The organism is Polynucleobacter finlandensis, assembly GCF_018881755.1.
GTDB lineage: Bacteria > Pseudomonadota > Gammaproteobacteria > Burkholderiales > Burkholderiaceae > Polynucleobacter > Polynucleobacter finlandensis.
In genome coordinates this window covers 184,281-205,013 of record NZ_JACVPS010000004.1, presented here as the reverse complement: position 1 = coordinate 205,013, position 20,733 = coordinate 184,281, and the positions used below count along the sequence as shown (strand labels likewise).

Sequence of the window (20,733 nt, the reverse complement as noted above, 5' to 3'; positions counted from 1 at the left end):
AAAAATTAATCCGTCTCTGAGTCTGATGAATCCAGCAGAGGAGTAGAAATATTTTTACTGGGCTTAACGCCAAGCTCACGAACTTTCTCAGCAGTACGAATCAAATTACCTTTGCCAGACTTGAGTTTATTAAAGGCATCGTGATAGCTAGTTTGTGCCTGATCTAAACGTTGGCCGAGTTTTTCTAAGTCTTCTACAAAGCCAACAAACTTATCGTAAAGCGTGCCGCATTGCTTTGCGATTTCTAGAGCATTGCGATTTTGATGGTCTTGTCTCCACAGGTGCGCAACAGTTCTCAGTGTTGCCATCAGCGTACTCGGGCATACCAGCACAATATTCTTTGCGAGGGCTTCTTGATACAGATTGGGAGCAGTTTTTAATGCCAATAAGAATGCAGGCTCAATCGGCACAAACATCAACACAAAATCTACAGAGCCAATCCCATAGAGGGAGCTATAGTTTTTCCCTGAAAGTCCTTGAATATGTTGGCGCAGAGATTGGATATGTGCAGCCAATTCTTGTTCAGCAACAATGGGATCTGTGGTCTCTGCATGTCTTGCATAGGCGGTGATAGAGACTTTGCTATCTACCACCAGACTTCTTCCCTCGGGAAGCTTCACGACAACGTCAGGCTGAAGTCTAGAGCCATCGGTCTTAGTATGACTATCTTGCACGAGGTACTCTTCGCCTTTACGTAGGCCTGAGGACTCCAAGATGGATTCAAGAACAAGCTCACCCCAATTGCCTTGGACTTTTGAATCCCCTTTAAGGGCTTGGGTAAGTGAGCGTGTCTCATCAGACATGCGCAAATTGAGATTAGCAAGGCGCTCAATTTCACTTTTCAGAGCAAAGCGTTCACGCGCTTCATTGCCATAGGAGTTGCTAACTTGTTCTTTGAATTCTGTCAGCTTTGTTTGTAGTGGCTTCAGTAAAGCATCTAGGCTGGCAGCATTCTGTTCTGTAAAGCGCTTGGATTTATCTTCCAGAATCTCATTAGCCAAATTTTTAAACTGACTAGTAAGGGCTTCTTTAGCTTCGTTTAAAGATTCAATCCGACCAAGACCTTGTTTGCGTTCAGAATCGAGTTCTGCTTCCAGGCGAATGGCTTTTTGCAGAGCCTGATCTCGTTCGGTACGCAAGCCAATACTTAGCGCTGATTCAGACTGGGCTTGCAATTCACTGCGCGCTAAAGCAGATCTCAAATTGAAGACATAGACCAAAAGGCCTACGCATATTCCGAATGGTAGGCCCGAAAGTAAGAGAGTGCTTAGATCAAATGTCACGGATGTGCGTTTGCGCGTGAAGTGAAAATGAGCTTAAGACTTCACTAATTTCTGCAATTCACCAGTTTGAAACATTTCAGTCATGATGTCTGATCCGCCGACGAATTCGCCATTGATATAAAGCTGAGGAATCGTAGGCCAATTTGCAAATTGCTTGATACCTTGGCGAATACCTTCATCGTCAAACACATTGACGGTGTGAAGGTCTTCTACGCCAGCAGCTTTGAGGATGTTGATAGCATTGCCGGAAAAGCCGCATTGTGGGAACTGCGCTGTGCCTTTCATAAACAACACTACAGGATGGCTGCTAACGATTTCTTTAATTTTTGCTTGAGAATCCATAAATATCTTTCTTGAGGGACGGTATTGGCTGAGGGAATTGATTAATGAAGTTGATTAACGGAGTTGATTAATTGCAGTATTCCTAGATTTTAAGACTTTACGTAGAAAAGGGTTATTAGGATTTAGACTTGCGGCCTGATACCGCTCGGCAATGCCCTGCCAAATCTTTATGAACTTGGATCTCCTGCAGTTGGGCTGCTTTCATTAAATTGACTACAGCATCTGACTGATCAAAACCATGCTCTACAGCCACTAAGCCACCTGGTTTTAGATAGGGATGGACCTGCAAAATAATTGCCTCTAAACAGGATAGGCCGCTGGCCCCATCGGTTAGGGCTGAGGCAGGCTCAAAGCGTAAGTCACCTTCAGATAGATGACTGTCGCCCGCTGCAATATAGGGTGGATTACTAAGGATGACATCAAATGGGATCGCTTCCTTCAGGGCTTCATACCAGCTGCCCTGGGCAAATTGCACTCGATCTGAGAAACCCAGTTGCTCAGCATTCATTTTGGCGATAGCCAGGGCTTCAAGAGATTGATCTGTGGCAGTAACGATGGTCTGTGGGGCTGAGTGGGCTATGGCCAGTGCAATCGCCCCAGAGCCAGTTCCTAAATCGAGGATATTCGCCGGTCTATTGAGTGCCTGTATTTCACGCAGGGCAATTTCTACCAAGATTTCGGTTTCTGGGCGCGGAATTAAAACCCCAGGCGCAACATAAAGCTCGATGTCATGAAAACCTCGCTTCCCGACCAGATACGCAATCGGCTCCCCAGCTAGCCTACTTGCCTCAATCCCTTTCCATTGCACCAAGGCCGCAGGGGACAATTCCATCTCGTCGCGAGATAGTAGGGCTGAACGCGGTAGCTGATAGTGCTTTTCTAAAATAAAAGCGAGCAGGATTTTTGCTTCGTTTTGTGGCAGCGTCGTGCTACTCAATAAAGAGCGCAAAGAGGTATTTGTGCTCATAGCGGATGAGCTTAGCTATCGCCTAAAGCAGCAAGCAGATCAGCCTGATGCTCAGAGGCTAGGGCATTGCATAGATCATCGAGATCACCATCCATCATGGCATCAATCTTATATAGCGTTAGATTAATCCGGTGATCGGTAATGCGACCCTGAGGAAAGTTATACGTCCGAATGCGATCACTTCGATCACCAGAGCCAACCAGAGATTTTCTGGTTTGTGCTTCTAACTGATGTTTCTCGCGCTCACGGGCATCCATGATGCGTGATACGAGTACCTTCATTGCTTGATCTTTATTGCGGTGCTGACTGCGGTCATCTTGGCACTCCACAACAGTGCCAGTGGGCAAATGGGTGATACGAACTGCGGAATCCGTTTTATTAATGTGCTGACCACCTGCTCCAGATGCACGGAAGGTATCTATGCGTAATTCGGCAGGATTAATTTTGACCGCCTCTAGCTCATCTGCTTCAGGCATTACTGCAACTGTGCACGCAGAAGTATGGATGCGCCCTTGGGTTTCCGTTTGGGGAACGCGTTGGACACGGTGGCCACCGGATTCAAATTTCAGGCGTGAGTAGACTGATTGACCAACAAGGCGCAGGACAACCTCTTTATAGCCACCCAAATCCGATTCGGCAGAGCTCACCACTTCCACTTTCCAGCCCTGACGTTCTGCAAAGCGGGTGTACATGCGCAGTAGATCGCCCGCAAACAATGCGCTCTCATCTCCGCCAGTGCCTGCCCGAATTTCTAGGAAGACATTGCGCTCATCGTTTACATCTTTAGGTAGCAAAAGCTTTTGCAGTGTGCCTTCAAGCTCTTCCATCGTTGCAAGGGCTTGCTTCTGTTCTTCATCCGCAAAGTCCTTCATATCAGGATCTTTGCGCATGTCTTCGGCCGCAGCAGCATCCGCTTCGGCTTGCTTGTACAGGCCGAATTGCTCGACCACTGTCGCGATATCGGAATGCTCACGCGTGAGTTTGCGATAGTTGTCCATATCCTTCGTGGACTCTTCAGTGGTTAATAAGGAATTGAGTTCGGCTAAGCGTGTGTCTAGATGGTCTAGCTTAGCCCGCATGCTGGGCTTCATCTAATGGTCTTCTGGCTTAGTGTGTGAGGTAAATAACTTCGGTAATAGTTTGATAAGCGCATCACGTTCAGCGCCATTGGAATGTTGCAAAGCATGTAATGAGCCATGTAGAAATTTATTGGTTAATCCTTGCGCCATCGCATTCAGGACTTCTTGGGGATCATCGCCACGCATCAGGCGTTTCATGGCGCGCTCTAACTCTAACTGCCTTAGGCGTTCGCCTTGTTGCTGAATATCTTGAATAATAGGCACAGCACTACGGCCTTGCATCCAGTGCATGAAATTACCAACACGATCTTCAATGATTGCCTCGGCTTGACTGACAGCTGCCTGGCGAAGAGAAGTACCAGTCTGAATCATTACACCCAAGTCATCTACGGTGTAGAGGTAAATATCATTTAAGCGAGAGATCTCTGGTTCAAAGTCACGCGGCACCGCTAAGTCAATCATGACCATGGGTTTATGGCGACGCTGCTTGAGTGCACTTTCAACCATACCTAAGCCGATGATGGGGAGCGATGATGCAGTGCTAGAGACAATGATGTCGAACTCATGTAGGCGGCTAGGCAGTTCAGAGAGTCTGAATGACTCGGCTTCAATGTTTTCATTGGCAATAGAGTCGGCTAACTCTTGGCCGCGTTCACTACTGCGATTTGCAATAGCAACCGATTTTGGCTTATGTGCGACAAAGTGAGTGGCACACAGAGAAATCATTTCACCTGCACCAATGAATAAAACACGTTGGTCTGAGATAGATCCAAAGACACGTTCAGCCAAACGAACCGAAGCAGCTGCCATGGAGATCGAATGTGCTCCAATCTCGGTAGAACCGCGTACTTCTTTTGCGACAGAAAATGTTTTCTGAAACAGCTGATTGAGATAAGTACCTAAAACACCCGCATCATTTGCGGTGCGTACGGCATCTTTCATTTGACCCAGAATTTGGGTTTCCCCAATCACCATCGAATCTAAGCCACAGGCTACTCTAAAGGCATGGCGTACGGCATCGGATTGTGGCAATGAATAGATGTGAGGCTGAAGACTGCTAGGAGCTAATTTCTGAGTTTTGGCCAGCCAATCAAAGGTGACTTCATGCAAGATATTTTCAGCATCGGGATCATTGGCGGCACAGTAAACCTCAGTGCGGTTGCAAGTGGACAAAATCGTGGCTTCTGGGAGCCCAGCATGATTCGCACCAACTAAATGTTGGCGAAGATCGTGCAACGCTTCTTGAAGAAATTCAGGGTCAAAGGCGACTTTTTCCCGAATGGCGACCGGCGCTGTGTGATGATTGATGCCGAGTGTCAACAACTTCATAATGGTGATTATAGATTTGATGACAGCATCAATGGGGGTAGGAATGGGGTTTTTGGCTTTTCTGGTGATTGGCGGTATTTCAGGGGCGTGCGCTTGGGGGTTTTACCCGGGCGCTAAGTCACGTCAGAAAGGCCTTCAAAAGCTTCTCACAGTAGGATTTATCGGCTTCCTTGCCGCCTTTGCCGCCTCATATCTAGGCCAGTACACCAAATTTTTCCAATCTGGCCAAATGCTGGAGTGGCTCTGCGCCATTATTGTTTCGTGTTTAGCTGGTTGTCTTTATGCTGTTGTATCTAGACGGTCAATTTAGACTGGACCTAATTTACTGATAAATGTACCTTATTACTTGAGCAGATCGCTTAAGGCCTCGTTTAGGATATCTGTCAATTGTTGGTCTAATTGATCTGCTTTTGCTACCAATAGGGATTGACGCAGACATTCTTCGGGGGTGACTGGTAATTGGGCGTCTATGTCTACCGTCTGAAGTGCTTGAGCGCCAATCTTTTTTGAAGAATGATGGGGATTTTGCATTGCTCTAGTAGATACCATCCTTATGAGGTTGTCCAATGCTATTGGGTACATTAACCCACTGAATCTCGGCTTTACTGTGTTGTCTGAGCCACTCATTGGTCTTGGTGAAGTGTCCACAGCTTGCGACCCCTCCTGGTTGTAAAAAGGGCCTACTGGTTTTGTAGACCCCCAAACCCGAGGGGTGCGAGGACTGCAAAATCAGCTGATTGGTGCCGGATTCTATGAGAGGTAATTTAGATTGGGCGTGTCCACCCCAGAGCATCCAGACTAAATTAGGCTTAGCCTGTGCAAGAGCCGCAATCAATCTATCAATCAAGAATTGCCACCCTAGGCCTGTGTGGCTTCCGGCATCACCAAGCCTTACGCTCAGAGCGGTATTCAGAAGTAGAATGCCTTGCTTGGCCCAGTTGCGCAAGTCGCCGTTGGATAAATTCCCAAAACCTTCTAGCGCCAACGCTTTGCTGATATTGCGAAGCGAGCTCGGAAATTCGCGTGAGTTTGTAGGGATATCTGCCGGAATAGAAAATGCTAAGCCTTGTGCAAGGCCTGGAGAGTGATAAGGGTCTTGGCCAATAATCACAACGCGAACTGAGTCTAAGGGGGTGAGCTGTAGCGCTTTGAAAAAGTATTTAGGCTCTGGACGGATATGTTCAGAGTGAAGATCAAGCTCTGCCTGCAAATTTTTCTGCAGTTGATCCCACTGGGCAGTCTCGAAGTAATCCCCTAGTAATTCATGCCAATCCTGGGGGATATCGTCTTTAGAGAACTTGTGCATTAAAGAAGCAGGCAAAAAATTTATTGAGCAGGTTCGAGTTGATATTGCACGGGCGCCTGTTCTTTACGCAAGAAAGTCATGCACTCGTGTTCTAGATCATCCCGATAAAAGCAAATGATGATTGCCTGATCCTCAGTAAGACCACCTAAAATCTTTTCCCAGCGTGCTGGGGTGATGCGCTGTCCATTGATGCTGGCAAGAAGATCCCCGGGGGCCAGTCCCGCTGCTTGGGCTGCTCCGCCGTTTAAGACATGACTTACTTTTAGCCAACCATTAGCATCGGCATGTCGCATGCCAAATTGCAATTTGATATTTTCAGTTTGAGACTGGGCTTTGCGTTGGACTTTAATAAAACGAGAGTCGAACCATTTTTGCACGGGAATATCTTCCACTCCAAAGATGTAGCGCGACTTGAATGCATTCCAAGTGTTATTAAAACCAGATCCCAGTAATTCATGCATTAATACATCTAAGCCATCTTCGGCAATGCCATCAAGAGGGACGCCATGTTTTTGCCAAATGAGGCGCATCAAATCATCAAGGGATTGACGATTTTTGGAGTACTCACGAATCTTGAGATCGAGGCCTAGCGCTAGAAGGGCGCCTTTGCCGTAATAGCTGACCACGGCATTGGGGGTGTTCTCATCGGCTTGGTAGTACTTAGTCCAGGCATCAAAGGAGCTATCAGCCAAACTTTGCTTTTCTCTTCCTGGGCCGCGTAAGATGCCGTTCCAATTGTTGGCAACCAACTTCAGATAAGTCTTCAGGTCAATGCGCTTGCTGCGAAAGAGCTGTAGGTCATCGTAATAGCTTGTGAAGCCTTCAAAGAGCCAGAGTAAGCGTGTATGGTTTCTGCGATCGAGTTGATAGGGCTGAAATGCCTTAGGTTGAATACGTTTAACCAGCCATGCATGAAAATATTCATGACTGCACAAGCCTAAAAATTCACGGTAACTCGTTTCATCTAGCGCAATATTCTTTTGTGGAAGCTGATCTCGGCGACATAGTAGGGCGGTGCTGTTGCGATGTTCAAGGCCGCCATATCCAGATAGCACGGCATTTACTAGGAATAGATAGTTCCTAAAAGGCGCTTTTTTGCTGGTGGGTTCAAAAAGATTAATGGTTGATGTGCAAATAGCATGAAGATCATTGGCGAGGCGCTGCGTATCCACTGAATGTAAGCATCCTTGAATTGCCATAGCGTGGGACACACCGTTTGATTGCCATGCAATGATCTGGAATTCACCCATAGCGACTGGATGATCCAATAGATCATCATAATTTTTGGCGAGATAAAAACCAAAGCCGCGTTCATCGGTTTTAGCTGACTGAAGGGTTGTTTGAACAGTCCAATGATCGGCCAAAGCTGCTTCTGGTGCCGCAATAGCTAAAGCGCACGGCAGATGTTCTTGGCCCACAACCGCCAAACATAAACTACTCGCGTTAAAGAATGCTCGTTCACTATCGAGATAGGCTGCACGAACGGAAGAGTCAAATGCATAGACCGTCGTTAAAATTTCCACAGGCCCACTGATTTTTGGTAGGCGCCAGTGATCGTTATCAATGCGCTCCAGAGCAAGGGGTTTGTTGCGAGCACCAACTACATAGGCTTCAATAGATTCAATGTGTTTACTGAAATCCCGAATTAAATAGCTACCGGGTATCCATGCCGGCATCTGTAGCATCTGTCCATGCACATCCGGATTTCCAATATGCAGCTTCACCTGGAAGCGATGACCATGCAGATCCGCAGGCCAAATCGTATATTGAATAGCTGGTAAATCGGAATTGCTTGCAGGACTCATATCAATAGCGCTCTTAGTCAATTACTTCAGTGTTGCGAGCTTCTTTTCAAGATCGCTGATTTGAACTGCACCCGGAAAGCGACTGCCATCAGTAAAGAACAGTGTAGGAGTCCCTGTGATACCGTAAGTTTTAGCAAGCGCCATGTTTTTATCTACGGGAGTTGTGCAGTCAGTCTTTCCGCCAAGAGCTGTGCCATTTACCATCCAGTCGATATAGGTCTTGGCTGGATCAGCGGAACACCAGATTTGTTTAGATTTTTGAACTGAGTCAGGGCCAAGGATTGGGATGAGATAGGTGTAGATGGTGACGTTATCAAGTTGTTGCATGGATTTTTCAAGGCGCTTGCAGTAACCGCAGTTAGGATCAGAAAAGACTGCAAGTTGTCTAGCGCCATTGCCGCGAACTTGCTTCATTGCATTTGCTTGAGGTAAGTCGCTCCATTTAATTCGGTTTAGATCATTCTGTCTTTGTTCAGTAATGTTCTTACCTGTGGCTAATTCAATAATCTCTCCTTGAATGAGATATTGACTTTTGGTATCGGTATAAAACACATCATTACCAACTTGTACTTCATAGATCCCATTCAGCGGTGAGGCATACACGCTTTTAATCTTGACCGTAGCACCCAACTTTTTTTGCAAGTCGGTTTTGACTTGTTGCTCTGCTTGCGCGTAAACGAGTTGCATAGAAAAGAAAGAGGCGCAAGCAACAATGACGGCTGCTATATATTTATTCAAAATCAATATCTCCAAGGGCGCGCTCAATGAGCCGCCGCTTAATGAAATGGCTGCGATTAACAAATCCTAAGCCAAAATTGCGTAAGTGGCGCTCGGTATTGCTTGAGTCAGAAAATAATTTCTTCAGGCGATCGGTTACCCACAATAAAGCGCTTGTGTCACCTTGACGTTGACGCTCATAGCGACGCAGCAGCACTAAATCATTTGGAGACCTGAAAGACTCTCGTTTGCTTAATATATTTAAGAGGGTGGACACGTCTCTGAGGCCTAAGTTAAGGCCCTGTCCAGCCAGTGGATGCATGACGTGGGCCGCATCACCAATGAGGGCAATCTTTGGATTATGTTCAGGGCCAATAAAACGTGCCGCCCGAATTTTCCTTAATGGAAAAGCCGCTGGAGTTGAATTCAGAGTAAGTGTTCCAAGTTGCTTCGTCACAGCACCATCTGCAATCAGACCTAATTTTTTATCCCAGTCCGCCTGTGTAAGGCCGAGTAGGTCGGAAGCATTTTCTGGGCAGGTAGACCACACCATTGAAACTTGTTTGTTTGGAAGTGGCAACATGGCCACAATATCCCCGCCGGGTAAAAACCATTGATACGCAGTTTCCAAGTGTGCTTTAGTACAGTTCCAATTAGCAACCACTGCGCTCTGCGAATAACTTTCTTCGCTAGCAGTAATTCCAATACTGGCACGAGTCGGGGAGTTGGCGCCATCTGCTGCAACAACCAGCAAGGCTTTTATGGACGAATGATTTTTTAGCTGGAGGGTTACGCCATCCGCATCGGTTTCAATTTTTTCTACTGTATCGGCAATTTGCTCCAATTTATTTTGGAAACGTGCCGCTTGATCCAAAGTATGTTCGATGAGGTTCGATTCGCCAATCCAGGCTAGTTGAGGCGTACCCGCTTCGAAAGCAGAAAGGTGAAGTTGATCGGCTTGCTCACCGCGGTCACCAAAAATTCGCATATCCCGAACAGCTTGTAAGCGAGAGTGGTCCAGAGCATCCCAAATTTGCAAATGGGCCAGTAATTTTTGAGTGCTAGGCGAGAAGGCGTAGATTCTTTGGCCCCACTGTGGCCCTGTGGGAGCTGGCACTAAATTGCCTAAGTCAGGGGCAATCTCAAGGGTTTGCAGCCCGAGTTGCGCAAGCCCTAGGGCGCATGCTTTGCCAGCAATACCGCCCCCAATTACTACGACATCTACCGTGCGAATTTTGGCATTACTGCCTGGGGTGTGAAGGGGTAAATTGTGGCTAGCTTTTGACATATCTCGATGATATCGAAACCAAGCCCTTACAATATCGCTATGTCTGTGAAATGTGGCATCGTCGGCCTGCCTAACGTCGGCAAATCTACCCTCTTTAACGCGCTTACCAAGGCTGGAATCGCGGCGGAAAACTATCCTTTCTGCACGATCGAGCCTAACGTTGGTGTGGTTGAGGTCCCTGATCCTCGTCTGGCCGGTTTGGCTGAGATTGTGAGTCCTGAGCGTGTCCTCCCTGCGGCTGTCGAGTTTGTCGATATCGCCGGCCTAGTAGCGGGCGCCTCCAAGGGTGAGGGTCTCGGAAATCAATTTTTAGCGAATATTCGTGAAACAGATGCAATTACCCATGTGGTGCGCTGTTTTGAAGATGCGAACGTGATTCACGTAGCAGGCAAGATCGACCCCATTGCTGATATCGGCGTGATTGATACCGAGCTTGCCTTATCCGACCTAGCTACTGTTGAAAAGACTTTAAATCGTTCAACTAAGGCCGCTAAGTCAGGCAATGACAAGGAGGCTGCGGCTTTGGTTGCAGTGCTCACTAAGGTTCAGGCGCATTTGGATACTGCTGCACCGGTGCGCAGTATGAAATTAACCGATGATGAAAAGCTCATTCTGAAGCCACTTTGTTTAATTACCGCAAAGCCAGCGATGTATGTAGCTAATGTCAAAGAAGATGGATTTAGCAATAACCCCCATTTGGAAGCAGTGAAGCAACACGCTGCCAAAGAAGGCGCTCCAGTCGTCGCAGTATGCGCTGCAATTGAAGCAGAAATTGCTGACTTGGATGATGCCGACAAGCTCGAGTTTTTGACTGATCTTGGAATGGAAGAACCAGGTTTAGACCGCGTTATTCGTGCAGGTTACGACCTGTTGGGTCTGCAGACTTACTTTACAGCTGGTGTAAAAGAGGTCCGTGCTTGGACTATTCACAAGGGTGATACTGCTCCACAGGCTGCCGGCGTGATTCATACGGACTTTGAGCGTGGCTTTATTCGTGCCCAAACGATTTCCTATGAAGACTTTATTCAGTTTAAAGGCGAAGCAGGTGCCAAAGAAGCTGGCAAGATGCGCGCAGAAGGTAAAGAGTATGTAGTCAAGGATGGTGATGTTTTGAACTTCCTCTTTAATGTTTAATAAAAAACTTCCGCGCTAAAGAAAAAGCCCTTAGTTACTAAGGGCTTTTTTATTGGTGATAGCAATGCATTGACCAAAAAAGGACTAGGCTGCTTTAGCTGCTTTTTCTAAACATTTCGAGATGTCTTCGTAGCGCTTAAGAGCCATTTTAGTTGGCAGCACTTGCTTTTTGCGACCATCTTCATTGGCAGCCATTTTGATGTAACCCATCGCACAAAGGTTCTTCACTCGCCCATGGAGCGTCGCTTGCGAGCCAAGGTCCGAGAGAGAGATTAAATCACCAACCAAGACGGATTGTTTTGCAACAGAGGCTAATACGATTTTATTCAGGAGACTTTCTTCTATGAAATCAAGTTTCTTTCCTGGGTTTATGCGATCGATCGCATCGAGCAAGTTTAAGAAGCGTAGATAGGGGGATGGTTTATTAGTGGGCATTTGATAATGTTAAGTATTAGCCTTAGGGGGAATCACCTTAAGTGGGGGTGATTCTATATCCCATAATCAGTTGTTTGCAACTTGTACGGACTTTATAAAATTAAATCATACTTACGGGATGACTAACAATATATCCGAATGGTCTAAATCATTCCTTATTAGCGCAGCTTCCTATGGTGCCCTGTTTTATGCAAACGATTGGCTCACTAGCACTTTGGTTTATGGCTTAGGGGTTAATTGGATTTACCTGCCTGCAGGCTTGCGTTTATTTCTGACGCTAGTGTTTGCATTGCCTGGTGCTCTTGGGATTGCCGTTGCTTCAATGTTGATTTGTTGGTTGGGCGATTTTCCTCAAGATCTTGTTACTTGTATAGGGATTGGATTGGTCTCGGGTTTTGCGCCATATATCGCGCGCATTTTTGTATTGGCTAACTTGCCAATATCTGCAGATCTGAGTGATTTAAGTCTGCCAAAATTATTGATGTGTATCTTGATTTATGCCTTTCTCAGTTCAGGCATGCATCAGTGGTGGTTTGCGATCAGAGGTTTAGATAACACAGGCAGTCTGAATCATTTCTTCGTGATGTTTATTGGGGACGTCCTTGGGACAATCTTATTGATTGCCGTCATCAAGTACGGCTTAGATCTATTAAAGAAGACTAGAACAATAGCGCTTTAAGAAAATAGTTCACTTAATGCTAGCCCTGGATCTTGTGCCCGCATAAAGGCCTCCCCTACCAAAAAGCCATTGATGTGGTGATCACGCATGAGCTGAACGTCTGCGCGATTCATAATTCCAGATTCCGTTACTAGCGTCTTGGTGTTTGGGACCATCGGTAATAGCGAAAGCGTGGTTTGCAGTGTCACCTCAAAGGTCTTGAGATTGCGATTATTGATTCCTAGCAGCGAGGTTTTTAATTCCAGCGCTTGTTCTAATTCTTGAGCGTTGTGCACTTCAACCAAAACATCTAAACCTAAGTCATGTGCGCACGCTTCTAAATCTTGCATTTGCTTGAGTTCAAGTGCAGCAACAATCAATAGAATGGCATCTGCACCAATCGCACGCGCTTCATAGATTTGATAGGGGTCGATGGTGAAATCTTTGCGCAAAACGGGAATGTTGCATGCTGCACGTGCCTCTTGTAGGTAGGCGTTGCAACCCTGAAAGTAATCCGCGTCAGTTAAGACGGATAAGCAGGCTGCACCATGGCTTTCATAAGAGCGGGCAATGGCCGCTGGTTGAAAATCTTCGCGCAAGATTCCTTTACTAGGACTCGCTTTCTTGATTTCAGTAATGACGCCAGCTTTGCCGGATGCAATTTTTCGCTCTATGGCTCGAATAAACCCACGCGGCTTGAATACGACATCTTGATTGTTGGCTTCAGCACGTTCGCGATGGTTAGCAAGGGAGATTTGCTTTGAATTGCTAGCCACCTCAATCTTTTTGGTAGCAACAATTTTGTCAAGAATATCGCTCATGGATTAATTGGTGTTCGTGGCCGCCACAAAGGCATCCAGTTTTTGACGGGCAGCGCCGCTTTCGATGGCGGCCTTCGCCATGGTGATACCGGAGGCAATATCTTTGCATAGGTCGGCAACGTATAAAACCGCTCCAGCATTCAGGCAGACGATATCGCTAGCGGGGCCAGCTTGCTTGTTGAGTACATCCAAAACAATTTTTTTGGACTCTTCAGCGTTGGCAACTTTAAAGCTATTCGTTGGTGCAGTACTTAGGCCAAAGTCTTTTGGATGAATCTCATACTCACGCACTACGCCGTCTTGCAGCTCGCCAACTAGGGTGGGTCCTTCTAGTGAGATCTCATCTAGCCCGTCGCGACCATAGACCACTAAAGCGTGTTTCATATTAAGAGCTTGCAGTACCCGTGCCTGAATACCAACCAGATCGGGGTGAAACACTCCCATCAGGATATGTTGTGCATCAGCAGGATTGGTGAGGGGGCCTAGAATATTAAAAATAGTCCGCACGCCGAGTTCTTTGCGAATTGGCACAACATTTTTCATCGCAGGGTGGTGGTTAGGCGCAAACATAAAGCCAGCACCCACATTGCTAATACAGTTGGCGACTTGTTCTGCAGAGAGTGCAAGATTGACGCCAAGCGCCTCTAGAACATCTGCACTGCCAGATTTGCTGCTGACACTGCGATTGCCATGCTTGGCAATTTTTGCGCCAGCTCCTGCGGCAACAAACATTGCCGCAGTCGAGATATTGAAGGTGTGGGCTCCATCACCTCCGGTACCGACAACATCCACCAAATGCGCTCTATCTTCCACGTGAACTGGTGTCGCAAACTCGCGCATCACTTGAGCGGCTGCTGCGATTTCACCAACGGTTTCTTTTTTCGTGCGTAGCGCAACCAATAGACCGGCCACCATAGTCGGCGGCATTTCACCACTCATAATCAGGCGCATCATCGCAGCCATCTCATCATGAAATAGTTCGCGATGTTCTATGCAACGTTGCAAGGCTTCTTGAGGGGTAATAGTCATGGTGTTCTGTTGGATGCTTTGTATTTATTTAGACTGCAAGAAATTCTTCAAAAGCGCATGTCCATGCTCAGACAGAATCGACTCTGGATGGAATTGCACTCCTTCAACCGCGAATTCGCGATGACGAACACCCATGATTTCACCATCTGAAGAAGTAGCGGTAATTTCTAGCACTGCAGGAATGCTGCTCTTTTCGATGGCCAAAGAGTGATAGCGCGTTACTGTAAATGGGTTGGGGATACCTTTGAAGACGCCAACGCCAGTATGGTGAATACTATCCGTTTTGCCATGCATCACTTTTTGCGCACGCACAACTTTCCCACCAAAAGCTTCACCAATTGCTTGGTGCCCTAGGCAAACTCCCAAGATCGGAATCTGACCTGCATAGCGTTTGATGGCCTCAACCGAAATACCAGCTTCAGCGGGACTACATGGTCCCGGTGAGATACAAATGCGCGCAGGCTTGAGCTTGCCGATTTCTTCAACGGCAATCTCATCATTCCGAAATACCTTCACCTCCTCGCCCAGTTCAGCAAAGTACTGAACCAAGTTATAAGTAAACGAATCGTAGTTATCAATCATGAGGAGCATCGAGTCCTCCTTGCACTAAATCAGCGGCAAGCAAGACGGCACGTGCTTTGGCTTCAGTTTCTTTCCATTCTGCTGTCGGATCAGAGTCTGCAACAACTCCAGCACCTGCTTGCGAGTGCAATATGCCATCGCGAATAACACCAGTGCGAATCGCAATCGCCACGTCCATGTCTCCTGAGAATGAGAGGTAGCCTACGGCACCACCATAGACGCCGCGTTTCACAATTTCCATCTCATCAATAATTTCCATTGCCCGAATTTTTGGGGCGCCAGATAAAGTACCGGCAGGGAAAGTTGCTCGCAGAACATCCATATTGCTCATATTGTCGAGTAGCTCGCCTTCAACCGAACTGACGATATGTTGAACATGCGAATACTTTTCAATCGACATAGAGTCTGTCACTTTGACTGTGCCGGTCTTAGCAATACGACCCACATCATTGCGAGCAAGGTCAATCAACATGACATGCTCAGCAATTTCTTTTGGATCAGCCAGTAGTTCCTTGGCAAGACGCTCATCTTCTTCTGGATTTGCACCGCGAGGGCGCGTGCCAGCCAATGGGCGAATCGTCACAATTTTTTCACCACCACGTTTTTCTTGACGAACTAAAATTTCTGGTGAAGAACCAACCACTTGGAGGTCACCAAAGTCGTAGAAGTACATATAAGGTGATGGGTTTAGCGAGCGTAAGGCTCTGTACAGCGCCAATGGTGAGTCAGTAAAAGGCTTGCTGATGCGTTGACCAATGACCACTTGCATGCAATCGCCGGCCAAGATGTATTCCTTGGTTTTGCGAACAGCACTTTCAAAATCTTCTGCTTTAAATTTGCGAATGAGCTCAGTCTTGGTGCTAGCTCTGGAGCTTGGAATGCTGACGGGCTTGCTTAAGCAGGCAAGCAATTCTTTTAATCTAACTTGGCCTTTTTCAAAACCATCGTCTTGGCTTGGGTCGGCATAAACAATTAAGTAAATTCTTCCAGCGACGTTGTCGATGACTGCCAACTCTTCAGTCAGCATCAGTTGAATGTCGGGCACACCTAATTCATCAGGAAGGCTGTGCTTAGCTAAACGAGATTCAATATAGCGAACGGTGTCATAGCCAAAGTAACCAGCAAGTCCACCACAAAAGCGTGGCAATCCGGGTTGGAGTGCAACCTTGAAGCGTTTGAAATAAGCATCTACAAAATCAAGCGGGTTATCGTGATTACTTTCAACCACTTTGCCATCTGTCACTACTTCAGTTAAAGGTGCATCAGGTGTACCAGCAGTTCTCAACAATGTTTTGGCTGGTAAGCCAACAAAAGAGAAGCGGCCAAAGCGTTCACCACCCAAAACAGATTCGAGAAGATAGGTATTCTTCTTGCCAAACTCTTGTGTGAGTTTCATATACAAGGAGAGAGGTGTTTCTAAATCAGCCAATACCTCTTTCACCAGAGGAATGCGATTGAAACCCTGCTTAGCTAGGGCATGAAATTCTTCGCGCTGCATTAGGCTTTTCCTGACTTTCCTAATTCTGTGCGCATCGCTTCAATGACTGCGGCGTAATTCTCTTTACCAAAAATAGCTGAGCCAGCAACAAAGGTGTCTGCACCCGCTTTGGCAACTTCTGCAATGTTCTCGACTTTGATTCCGCCGTCAACTTCAAGCCGAATGTGCCGGCCGGTCTCTGCTTGATAGCGATCTAGGCGTGCACGAACTTGAGCAATCTTGTGCAGAGTGCTCGGGATAAATGATTGCCCACCAAAGCCAGGGTTCACTGACATGAGTAAAACTAGATCGAGCAATTCCAGCGTGTGATCTAAGTAATCTAATGGCGTGGCAGGGTTGAATACGAGACCAGCTTGACAACCTTGATCTCGAATCAGATTGATAGTGCGGTTGACATGAGGGCTCGCCTCAGGATGAAAGCTAATGAGATTGGCACCCGCTTTTGCAAAATCAGGAACGATGCGATCAACAGGCTCCACCATCAGGTGAACATCAATCATCGCTGGCTTGCCATTTTTGATGGCATGAGGACGAATTGCCTCACAGACTAAAGGGCCAATCGTCAGGTTAGGAACGTAGTGGTTATCCATCACGTCAAAGTGAATCCAATCAGCTCCAGCAGCTAGGACGTCCTGAACTTCTTTACCTAGGCAGGCAAAGTCAGCCGACAAAATAGAGGGGGCGATAACAAATTGGGGTGATTTCTGGCTATCCATCCCTAGATTCTAGCTTGCAGTTGGCTTCCGGATAGAGCAGAATTCGAGCATGAATCCCCACGAAATCACTATTACGGTCAAAGCCCAGTATTTGCCAGAGCAATCTGAGCCTGATAACAGTCAATTTGCCTTTGCTTATACCGTCACCATCCGCAATACCGGGACGGCTAGCGTTCAGCTCATAGCCCGCCATTGGTTCATTACCGATGGGGATAACGATGTCCAGGAAGTACGGGGTCTTGGGGTGGTTGGTCAGCAGCCTTTATTGCGCGCTGGCGAGCATTTTGAGTACACCAGTTGGGCTACCTTACCCACACCTGCAGGGACTATGCGGGGGGAGTATTTCTGTGTGACCGAGGAAGCACAGTTTTTCCAGGCCCCCATTCCAGAATTTGCACTAGTAATGCCCAGAACCCTTCACTAGATGGTCTTGTGGCAAAAACAGCTTATTTTTTGCCGCCACCAGTCCAAAGTACGATAAATAGCAGCAGACCTAAGGCAATGACTGCCTCGAAGACAAAGAGCAGCATTGGGTATTCATCGAGTAAATTGGCGATCATGATTCTTAACTTCCAAATAGTGGCAAAGCGATTAGCTTGCGCTAGTGTATTCGCTCTGTTGTTTGCCGCTCTTCTGGCAGGCTGTTCGACCCCACCTGCAGGCCGGTCTAGCTCCCGATCCAGTGGAACTTCTGCGGCCCCATATAGCTCTCCCATTTCTAGCTTTACTGCCGTCTCATGGCAGGCTTTGCCAGGATGGCAAGACGACGAACTCACTCAGGCTTGGCCAGCATGGCTTAAAAGCTGTGATGCTTTACGAAAGCGCAGTAGTGAAGTCAATTGGCGCGAGGTATGTACCCAGGCAAGTAATATTTCCCCGCGAGATGGACAAGCTATCCGTCGATATTTTGAGAATTACTTTCAGGCTTATGAAGTGCGTAGTAGCTCGAGTGGAGTTGAAACAGGTTTAGTCACTGGCTATTACGAACCTGTGATGAATGGCTCTCTGACGCGCACCAGTGCTTATGCCGTTCCCCTGTACGCTTATCCAAAAGCATGGCGAAACGCCAAGCCCAGTCCAGCGCCGACTCGTGCCGAGCTCATGAGCTCAGGCGCCTTGAAGGGTCAGGAATTAGCGTGGGTACAAGATCCTGTTGCAGCAGCCTTTATGCAAATCCAGGGCTCCGGAAAAATTCGTCTTGAGGATGGACGTGTTTTGCGTTTAGGGTTCGCTGGCACAAATGATCAACCGTTCAAATCTTTTGCCCAATGGTTATTAGATCGCAAAGAGATCACGCGCAGTGAAGCAACGATGCAAGGTATTTCTCAATGGGCAAAACGCAATCCTAGCCGTGTAGATGACATGCTGAATGCCAACCCCCGTTTTGTTTTCTTTAAAGAGTTGCCAGGTAACGTGAGTGCAGAGTTAGGTCCTAACGGTGCGCTTGGCGTACCCCTGACTGGTGAGCGAAGTATTGCGATTGATCTGAGGTCTCTGCCTTTAGGTGCGCCAGTCTTTTTGGCCACAACCAAACCCCTCAGCAATCAACCCCTGCAGAAGTTAGTCATGGCCCAAGACACGGGAAGCGCCATTGTGGGAGCCGTCAGAGCTGATTACTATTGGGGTTCCGGAGATGCCGCAGCAGAAATGGCTGGTCGTATGAAACAAAATGGCAAGATGTGGGTATTACTGCCGCGTTAAAAATAAATGCTGAAAGGGTTTTATGAGCTACAACACCATTTTGACCAAAGTAGATGGCAAGGTTGCCACGATCACTTTGAATCGTCCTCAAGTATTGAACGCCCTAAATGATGAGTTGATGGATGAGCTGGGCGCAGCGTTGATTGGGTTTGACGCTGATGACAGTATTGGCTGCATCATTATCACCGGCAGTGAAAAGGCTTTTGCTGCAGGAGCGGATATTGCCAAGATGGCAAAGTATGAATTTCATGAGGTTTATCGTCATGACTACATTTCTCGTAATTGGGAGCAAATCAGAAAAGTACGCAAGCCAGTGATTGCGGCGGTCTCAGGATATGCGCTAGGTGGCGGTTGTGAATTGGCCATGATGTGCGACATGATTATGGCTGCTGATAATGCGAAATTTGGTCAACCAGAAATTAAGCTGGGAATTATTCCCGGCGCTGGCGGCACACAGCGCTTACCACGTGCGGTATCTAAGGCAAAAGCCATGGACCTTGCTTTAACGGGCCGCATGATGGACGCGAATGAGGCGGAGCGCGCTGGTTTGGTGGCGCGTATTTTTCCTCAGGCAGATTTGCTCAATGAAGTTTCTGCAATCGCAAAAGGTATCGCGGATATGCCATTGCTGACTGCGATGATGGTGAAGGAAAGCATCAACGCCTCTTATGAAACTTCGCTCTCAGAAGGCATTCATTTTGAGCGTCGTTTATTCCATGCTTGTTTTGGAACAAGCGATCAGAAAGAGGGTATGGCTGCATTTGTAGAAAAGCGCCCCGCTAAATTTACCAATTCTTAATCTAGATTTAGAGGCAGAACTAATTTTTCTCTAAGTAGCGTTGAGCTAGTTTGACCCAATAGTTCACACCTACCGGGATGAGGGCGTCATTGAAGTCATATGATGGGTTATGGAGGTGGCATGGTCCCATGCCATGTCCGACGGAGCGATGATCGCCGTCACCATTGCCCAAGAACACATAGCAACCCGGCTTTTCAAGCAAGAAGAAAGCAAAGTCTTCTGCACCCATCGTAGGATCGATCGCAGTATTGACGTTTTTTTCACCCACGAGCTCAGCCATCACCTCGCTAGCAAATTCGACTTCATCTGCATGGTTGATGAGCGGTGGATAGTTTCTAGAAAAAGTAATTTCTGCTTGGCAATCAAATGCACTCGCCACGTTATGAGAAATCTCACGCAGACGTTGCTCTATCAGATCAAGCACTTCTAAAGTAAAGGTGCGAACGGTTCCACCGATAAAGGCGCTATCGGGAATTACATTGCTGGTTTCTCCCGCATGGAATTGCGTTACAGATAACACGGCAGCATCAACGGGGCGTTTATTGCGCGTAATGATGCTTTGCAAAGCTTGCACGACTTGAGTGCCTGCTAGCACTGGATCCGCGCTATTGTGCGGCAATGCTGCATGCCCACCTTTACCGCGAATCGTAATTTCGAATGCATTGCTAGATGCCATCATGGGGCCAGCGGTTACTCCAAAATGACCTTCAGCAAGGCCGGGCCAGTTGTGTAAACCAAAAACAGCATCGCATGGAAATTGTTTAAAGAGCCCATCATTAATCATTTCTTTTGCGCCAGCGCCACCTTCTTCAGCTGGCTGGAAAATAAAAATGACCGTGCCTTTAAAGTCTCGATGGTTTGATAAATATTGAGCGGCACCTAAGAGCATTGCGGTATGACCATCGTGGCCACAGGCGTGCATTTTTCCAGGGTTAACGGAAGTGTGCGCAAAATTGTTGTGCTCTTGCAGTGGTAGTGCGTCCATGTCAGCACGCAAACCCACCATCTTTCCAGGGCCAAGATCTCCGTCTAGTCGACCGACAACTCCTGTCTTCCCCATGCCACGGAAAACAGTAATGCCCCAGCTAGAAAGTGCTTCGGCAACAAGATCGGACGTACGATTCTCTTCAAAGCGCAATTCTGGGTGGGCATGGATATTGCGCCGTATTTCTTGAATTGCTGCTGCGGAATCGACGATTTCAGGGAGTAATCGCATATGTTTATCTTATCTGAAACCACATGGG

At 47.2% G+C, this 20,733-nt stretch carries 24 protein-coding genes; 6 read left to right on the top strand and 18 right to left on the bottom strand.

The genetic code is table 11. The features are described from left to right. Positions 1-5: 5 nt before the first annotated feature. The 5 genes from ICN49_RS04420 to hemA form a co-directional block, all read right to left on the bottom strand. Entirely contained in the window at positions 6-1,202 is a 1,197-nt protein-coding gene (locus tag ICN49_RS04420; protein WP_255535398.1) for a DNA recombination protein RmuC, read from the bottom strand. Between the two features lie 114 nt (positions 1,203-1,316). Next, positions 1,317-1,625, bottom strand: coding sequence for a Grx4 family monothiol glutaredoxin (gene grxD, locus ICN49_RS04415; RefSeq protein ID WP_216166168.1), 309 nt, complete (start codon positions 1,623-1,625; stop codon positions 1,317-1,319). Positions 1,626-1,740: 115 nt separating this feature from the next. Continuing rightward, the gene (gene prmC / locus ICN49_RS04410; RefSeq protein WP_216166166.1) at positions 1,741-2,592 is read right to left on the bottom strand and encodes a peptide chain release factor N(5)-glutamine methyltransferase; all 852 of its coding nucleotides are present in this window, start codon (positions 2,590-2,592) and stop codon (positions 1,741-1,743) included. Between the two features lie 11 nt (positions 2,593-2,603). After that, positions 2,604-3,683: a peptide chain release factor 1 gene (prfA, locus tag ICN49_RS04405; RefSeq protein ID WP_216166164.1), complete on the bottom strand. Its 1,080-nt coding sequence runs from the start codon at positions 3,681-3,683 to the stop codon at positions 2,604-2,606. Next, positions 3,684-5,000 carry a glutamyl-tRNA reductase gene (gene hemA, locus ICN49_RS04400; RefSeq protein ID WP_216166162.1) on the bottom strand — a complete coding sequence of 439 codons (1,317 nt, stop codon included), beginning with the start codon at positions 4,998-5,000 and terminating at the stop codon, positions 3,684-3,686. A gap of 19 nt (positions 5,001-5,019) precedes the next feature. On the opposite strand from hemA, the gene ICN49_RS04395 reads away from it, so the two are divergent. Then, on the top strand, positions 5,020-5,310 hold the full coding sequence (locus ICN49_RS04395; protein WP_255535397.1) for a hypothetical protein: 291 nt from the start codon (positions 5,020-5,022) through the stop codon (positions 5,308-5,310). A gap of 32 nt (positions 5,311-5,342) precedes the next feature. Here ICN49_RS04395 and ICN49_RS04390 read toward each other — a convergent pair whose 3' ends face one another. The 5 genes from ICN49_RS04390 to ICN49_RS04370 are packed head-to-tail and all read right to left on the bottom strand — an operon-like array spanning position 5,343 to position 10,116. After that, a complete protein-coding gene (locus ICN49_RS04390) occupies positions 5,343-5,531 on the bottom strand; it encodes a hypothetical protein (RefSeq protein ID WP_216166160.1) in 189 nt (62 codons plus the stop codon). Between the two features lie 4 nt (positions 5,532-5,535). Beyond that, the gene (locus ICN49_RS04385; RefSeq protein WP_216166158.1) at positions 5,536-6,306 is read right to left on the bottom strand and encodes a uracil-DNA glycosylase; all 771 of its coding nucleotides are present in this window, start codon (positions 6,304-6,306) and stop codon (positions 5,536-5,538) included. Positions 6,307-6,326: 20 nt separating this feature from the next. After that, positions 6,327-8,111 carry a M61 family metallopeptidase gene (locus ICN49_RS04380; RefSeq protein WP_216166156.1) on the bottom strand — a complete coding sequence of 595 codons (1,785 nt, stop codon included), beginning with the start codon at positions 8,109-8,111 and terminating at the stop codon, positions 6,327-6,329. A gap of 21 nt (positions 8,112-8,132) precedes the next feature. Next, the gene (locus ICN49_RS04375; RefSeq protein ID WP_255535396.1) at positions 8,133-8,849 is read right to left on the bottom strand and encodes a DsbC family protein; all 717 of its coding nucleotides are present in this window, start codon (positions 8,847-8,849) and stop codon (positions 8,133-8,135) included. Continuing rightward, on the bottom strand, positions 8,842-10,116 hold the full coding sequence (locus tag ICN49_RS04370; RefSeq protein ID WP_216166154.1) for an FAD-dependent monooxygenase: 1,275 nt from the start codon (positions 10,114-10,116) through the stop codon (positions 8,842-8,844). Before ICN49_RS04370 ends, ICN49_RS04375 begins: the two co-directional genes overlap by 8 nt. Before the next feature lie 39 nt (positions 10,117-10,155). On the opposite strand from ICN49_RS04370, the gene ychF reads away from it, so the two are divergent. Continuing rightward, positions 10,156-11,250, top strand: a complete 1,095-nt coding sequence (ychF, locus tag ICN49_RS04365) for a redox-regulated ATPase YchF (protein WP_216166153.1) — start codon at positions 10,156-10,158, stop codon at positions 11,248-11,250. Between the two features lie 84 nt (positions 11,251-11,334). Here ychF and ICN49_RS04360 read toward each other — a convergent pair whose 3' ends face one another. Continuing rightward, positions 11,335-11,685, bottom strand: a complete 351-nt coding sequence (locus tag ICN49_RS04360; protein ID WP_216166151.1) for a hypothetical protein — start codon at positions 11,683-11,685, stop codon at positions 11,335-11,337. Positions 11,686-11,803: 118 nt separating this feature from the next. Between ICN49_RS04360 and ICN49_RS04355 the strand changes: the two genes are divergently transcribed. Continuing rightward, on the top strand, positions 11,804-12,364 hold the full coding sequence (locus ICN49_RS04355) for a hypothetical protein (protein ID WP_216166149.1): 561 nt from the start codon (positions 11,804-11,806) through the stop codon (positions 12,362-12,364). On the opposite strand, the gene trpC is transcribed toward ICN49_RS04355, so the two are convergent. The 5 genes from trpC to rpe are packed head-to-tail and all read right to left on the bottom strand — an operon-like array spanning position 12,361 to position 16,989. Then, the gene (trpC, locus tag ICN49_RS04350) at positions 12,361-13,164 is read right to left on the bottom strand and encodes an indole-3-glycerol phosphate synthase TrpC (RefSeq protein ID WP_216166147.1); all 804 of its coding nucleotides are present in this window, start codon (positions 13,162-13,164) and stop codon (positions 12,361-12,363) included. The two genes, ICN49_RS04355 and trpC, sit on opposite strands and share 4 nt — an antisense overlap. 3 nt (positions 13,165-13,167) lie before the next feature. Beyond that, a complete protein-coding gene (trpD, locus tag ICN49_RS04345) occupies positions 13,168-14,193 on the bottom strand; it encodes an anthranilate phosphoribosyltransferase (protein ID WP_216166145.1) in 1,026 nt (341 codons plus the stop codon). A gap of 24 nt (positions 14,194-14,217) precedes the next feature. After that, complete coding sequence (locus ICN49_RS04340) at positions 14,218-14,784, bottom strand: anthranilate synthase component II (RefSeq protein WP_216166143.1); 567 nt, start codon at positions 14,782-14,784, stop codon at positions 14,218-14,220. Continuing rightward, entirely contained in the window at positions 14,768-16,273 is a 1,506-nt protein-coding gene (gene trpE / locus ICN49_RS04335; RefSeq protein ID WP_216166141.1) for an anthranilate synthase component I, read from the bottom strand. Before trpE ends, ICN49_RS04340 begins: the two co-directional genes overlap by 17 nt. Next, positions 16,273-16,989: a ribulose-phosphate 3-epimerase gene (gene rpe, locus ICN49_RS04330; RefSeq protein ID WP_216166139.1), complete on the bottom strand. Its 717-nt coding sequence runs from the start codon at positions 16,987-16,989 to the stop codon at positions 16,273-16,275. Before rpe ends, trpE begins: the two co-directional genes overlap by 1 nt. Positions 16,990-17,038: 49 nt before the next feature. Here rpe and apaG point away from each other — a divergent pair, with 49 nt between their 5' ends. After that, the gene (gene apaG, locus ICN49_RS04325) at positions 17,039-17,413 is read left to right on the top strand and encodes a Co2+/Mg2+ efflux facilitator ApaG/CorD (protein WP_216166137.1); all 375 of its coding nucleotides are present in this window, start codon (positions 17,039-17,041) and stop codon (positions 17,411-17,413) included. A gap of 22 nt (positions 17,414-17,435) precedes the next feature. Here the strand turns inward: apaG and ICN49_RS11650 are convergent, their stop codons facing one another. Further along, positions 17,436-17,765, bottom strand: a complete 330-nt coding sequence (locus ICN49_RS11650; RefSeq protein ID WP_255535403.1) for a hypothetical protein — start codon at positions 17,763-17,765, stop codon at positions 17,436-17,438. Here ICN49_RS11650 and mltA point away from each other — a divergent pair. Together mltA and ICN49_RS04315 are read left to right on the top strand one after the other, a co-directional pair. After that, on the top strand, positions 17,737-18,690 hold the full coding sequence (mltA, locus tag ICN49_RS04320; protein WP_255535395.1) for a murein transglycosylase A: 954 nt from the start codon (positions 17,737-17,739) through the stop codon (positions 18,688-18,690). The two genes, ICN49_RS11650 and mltA, sit on opposite strands and share 29 nt — an antisense overlap. Positions 18,691-18,712: 22 nt before the next feature. Next, the gene (locus ICN49_RS04315; protein ID WP_216166133.1) at positions 18,713-19,489 is read left to right on the top strand and encodes an enoyl-CoA hydratase; all 777 of its coding nucleotides are present in this window, start codon (positions 18,713-18,715) and stop codon (positions 19,487-19,489) included. Between the two features lie 19 nt (positions 19,490-19,508). Here ICN49_RS04315 and ICN49_RS04310 read toward each other — a convergent pair whose 3' ends face one another. Continuing rightward, the gene (locus ICN49_RS04310; protein ID WP_216166131.1) at positions 19,509-20,705 is read right to left on the bottom strand and encodes a M20 aminoacylase family protein; all 1,197 of its coding nucleotides are present in this window, start codon (positions 20,703-20,705) and stop codon (positions 19,509-19,511) included. Positions 20,706-20,733: the final 28 nt, after the last annotated feature.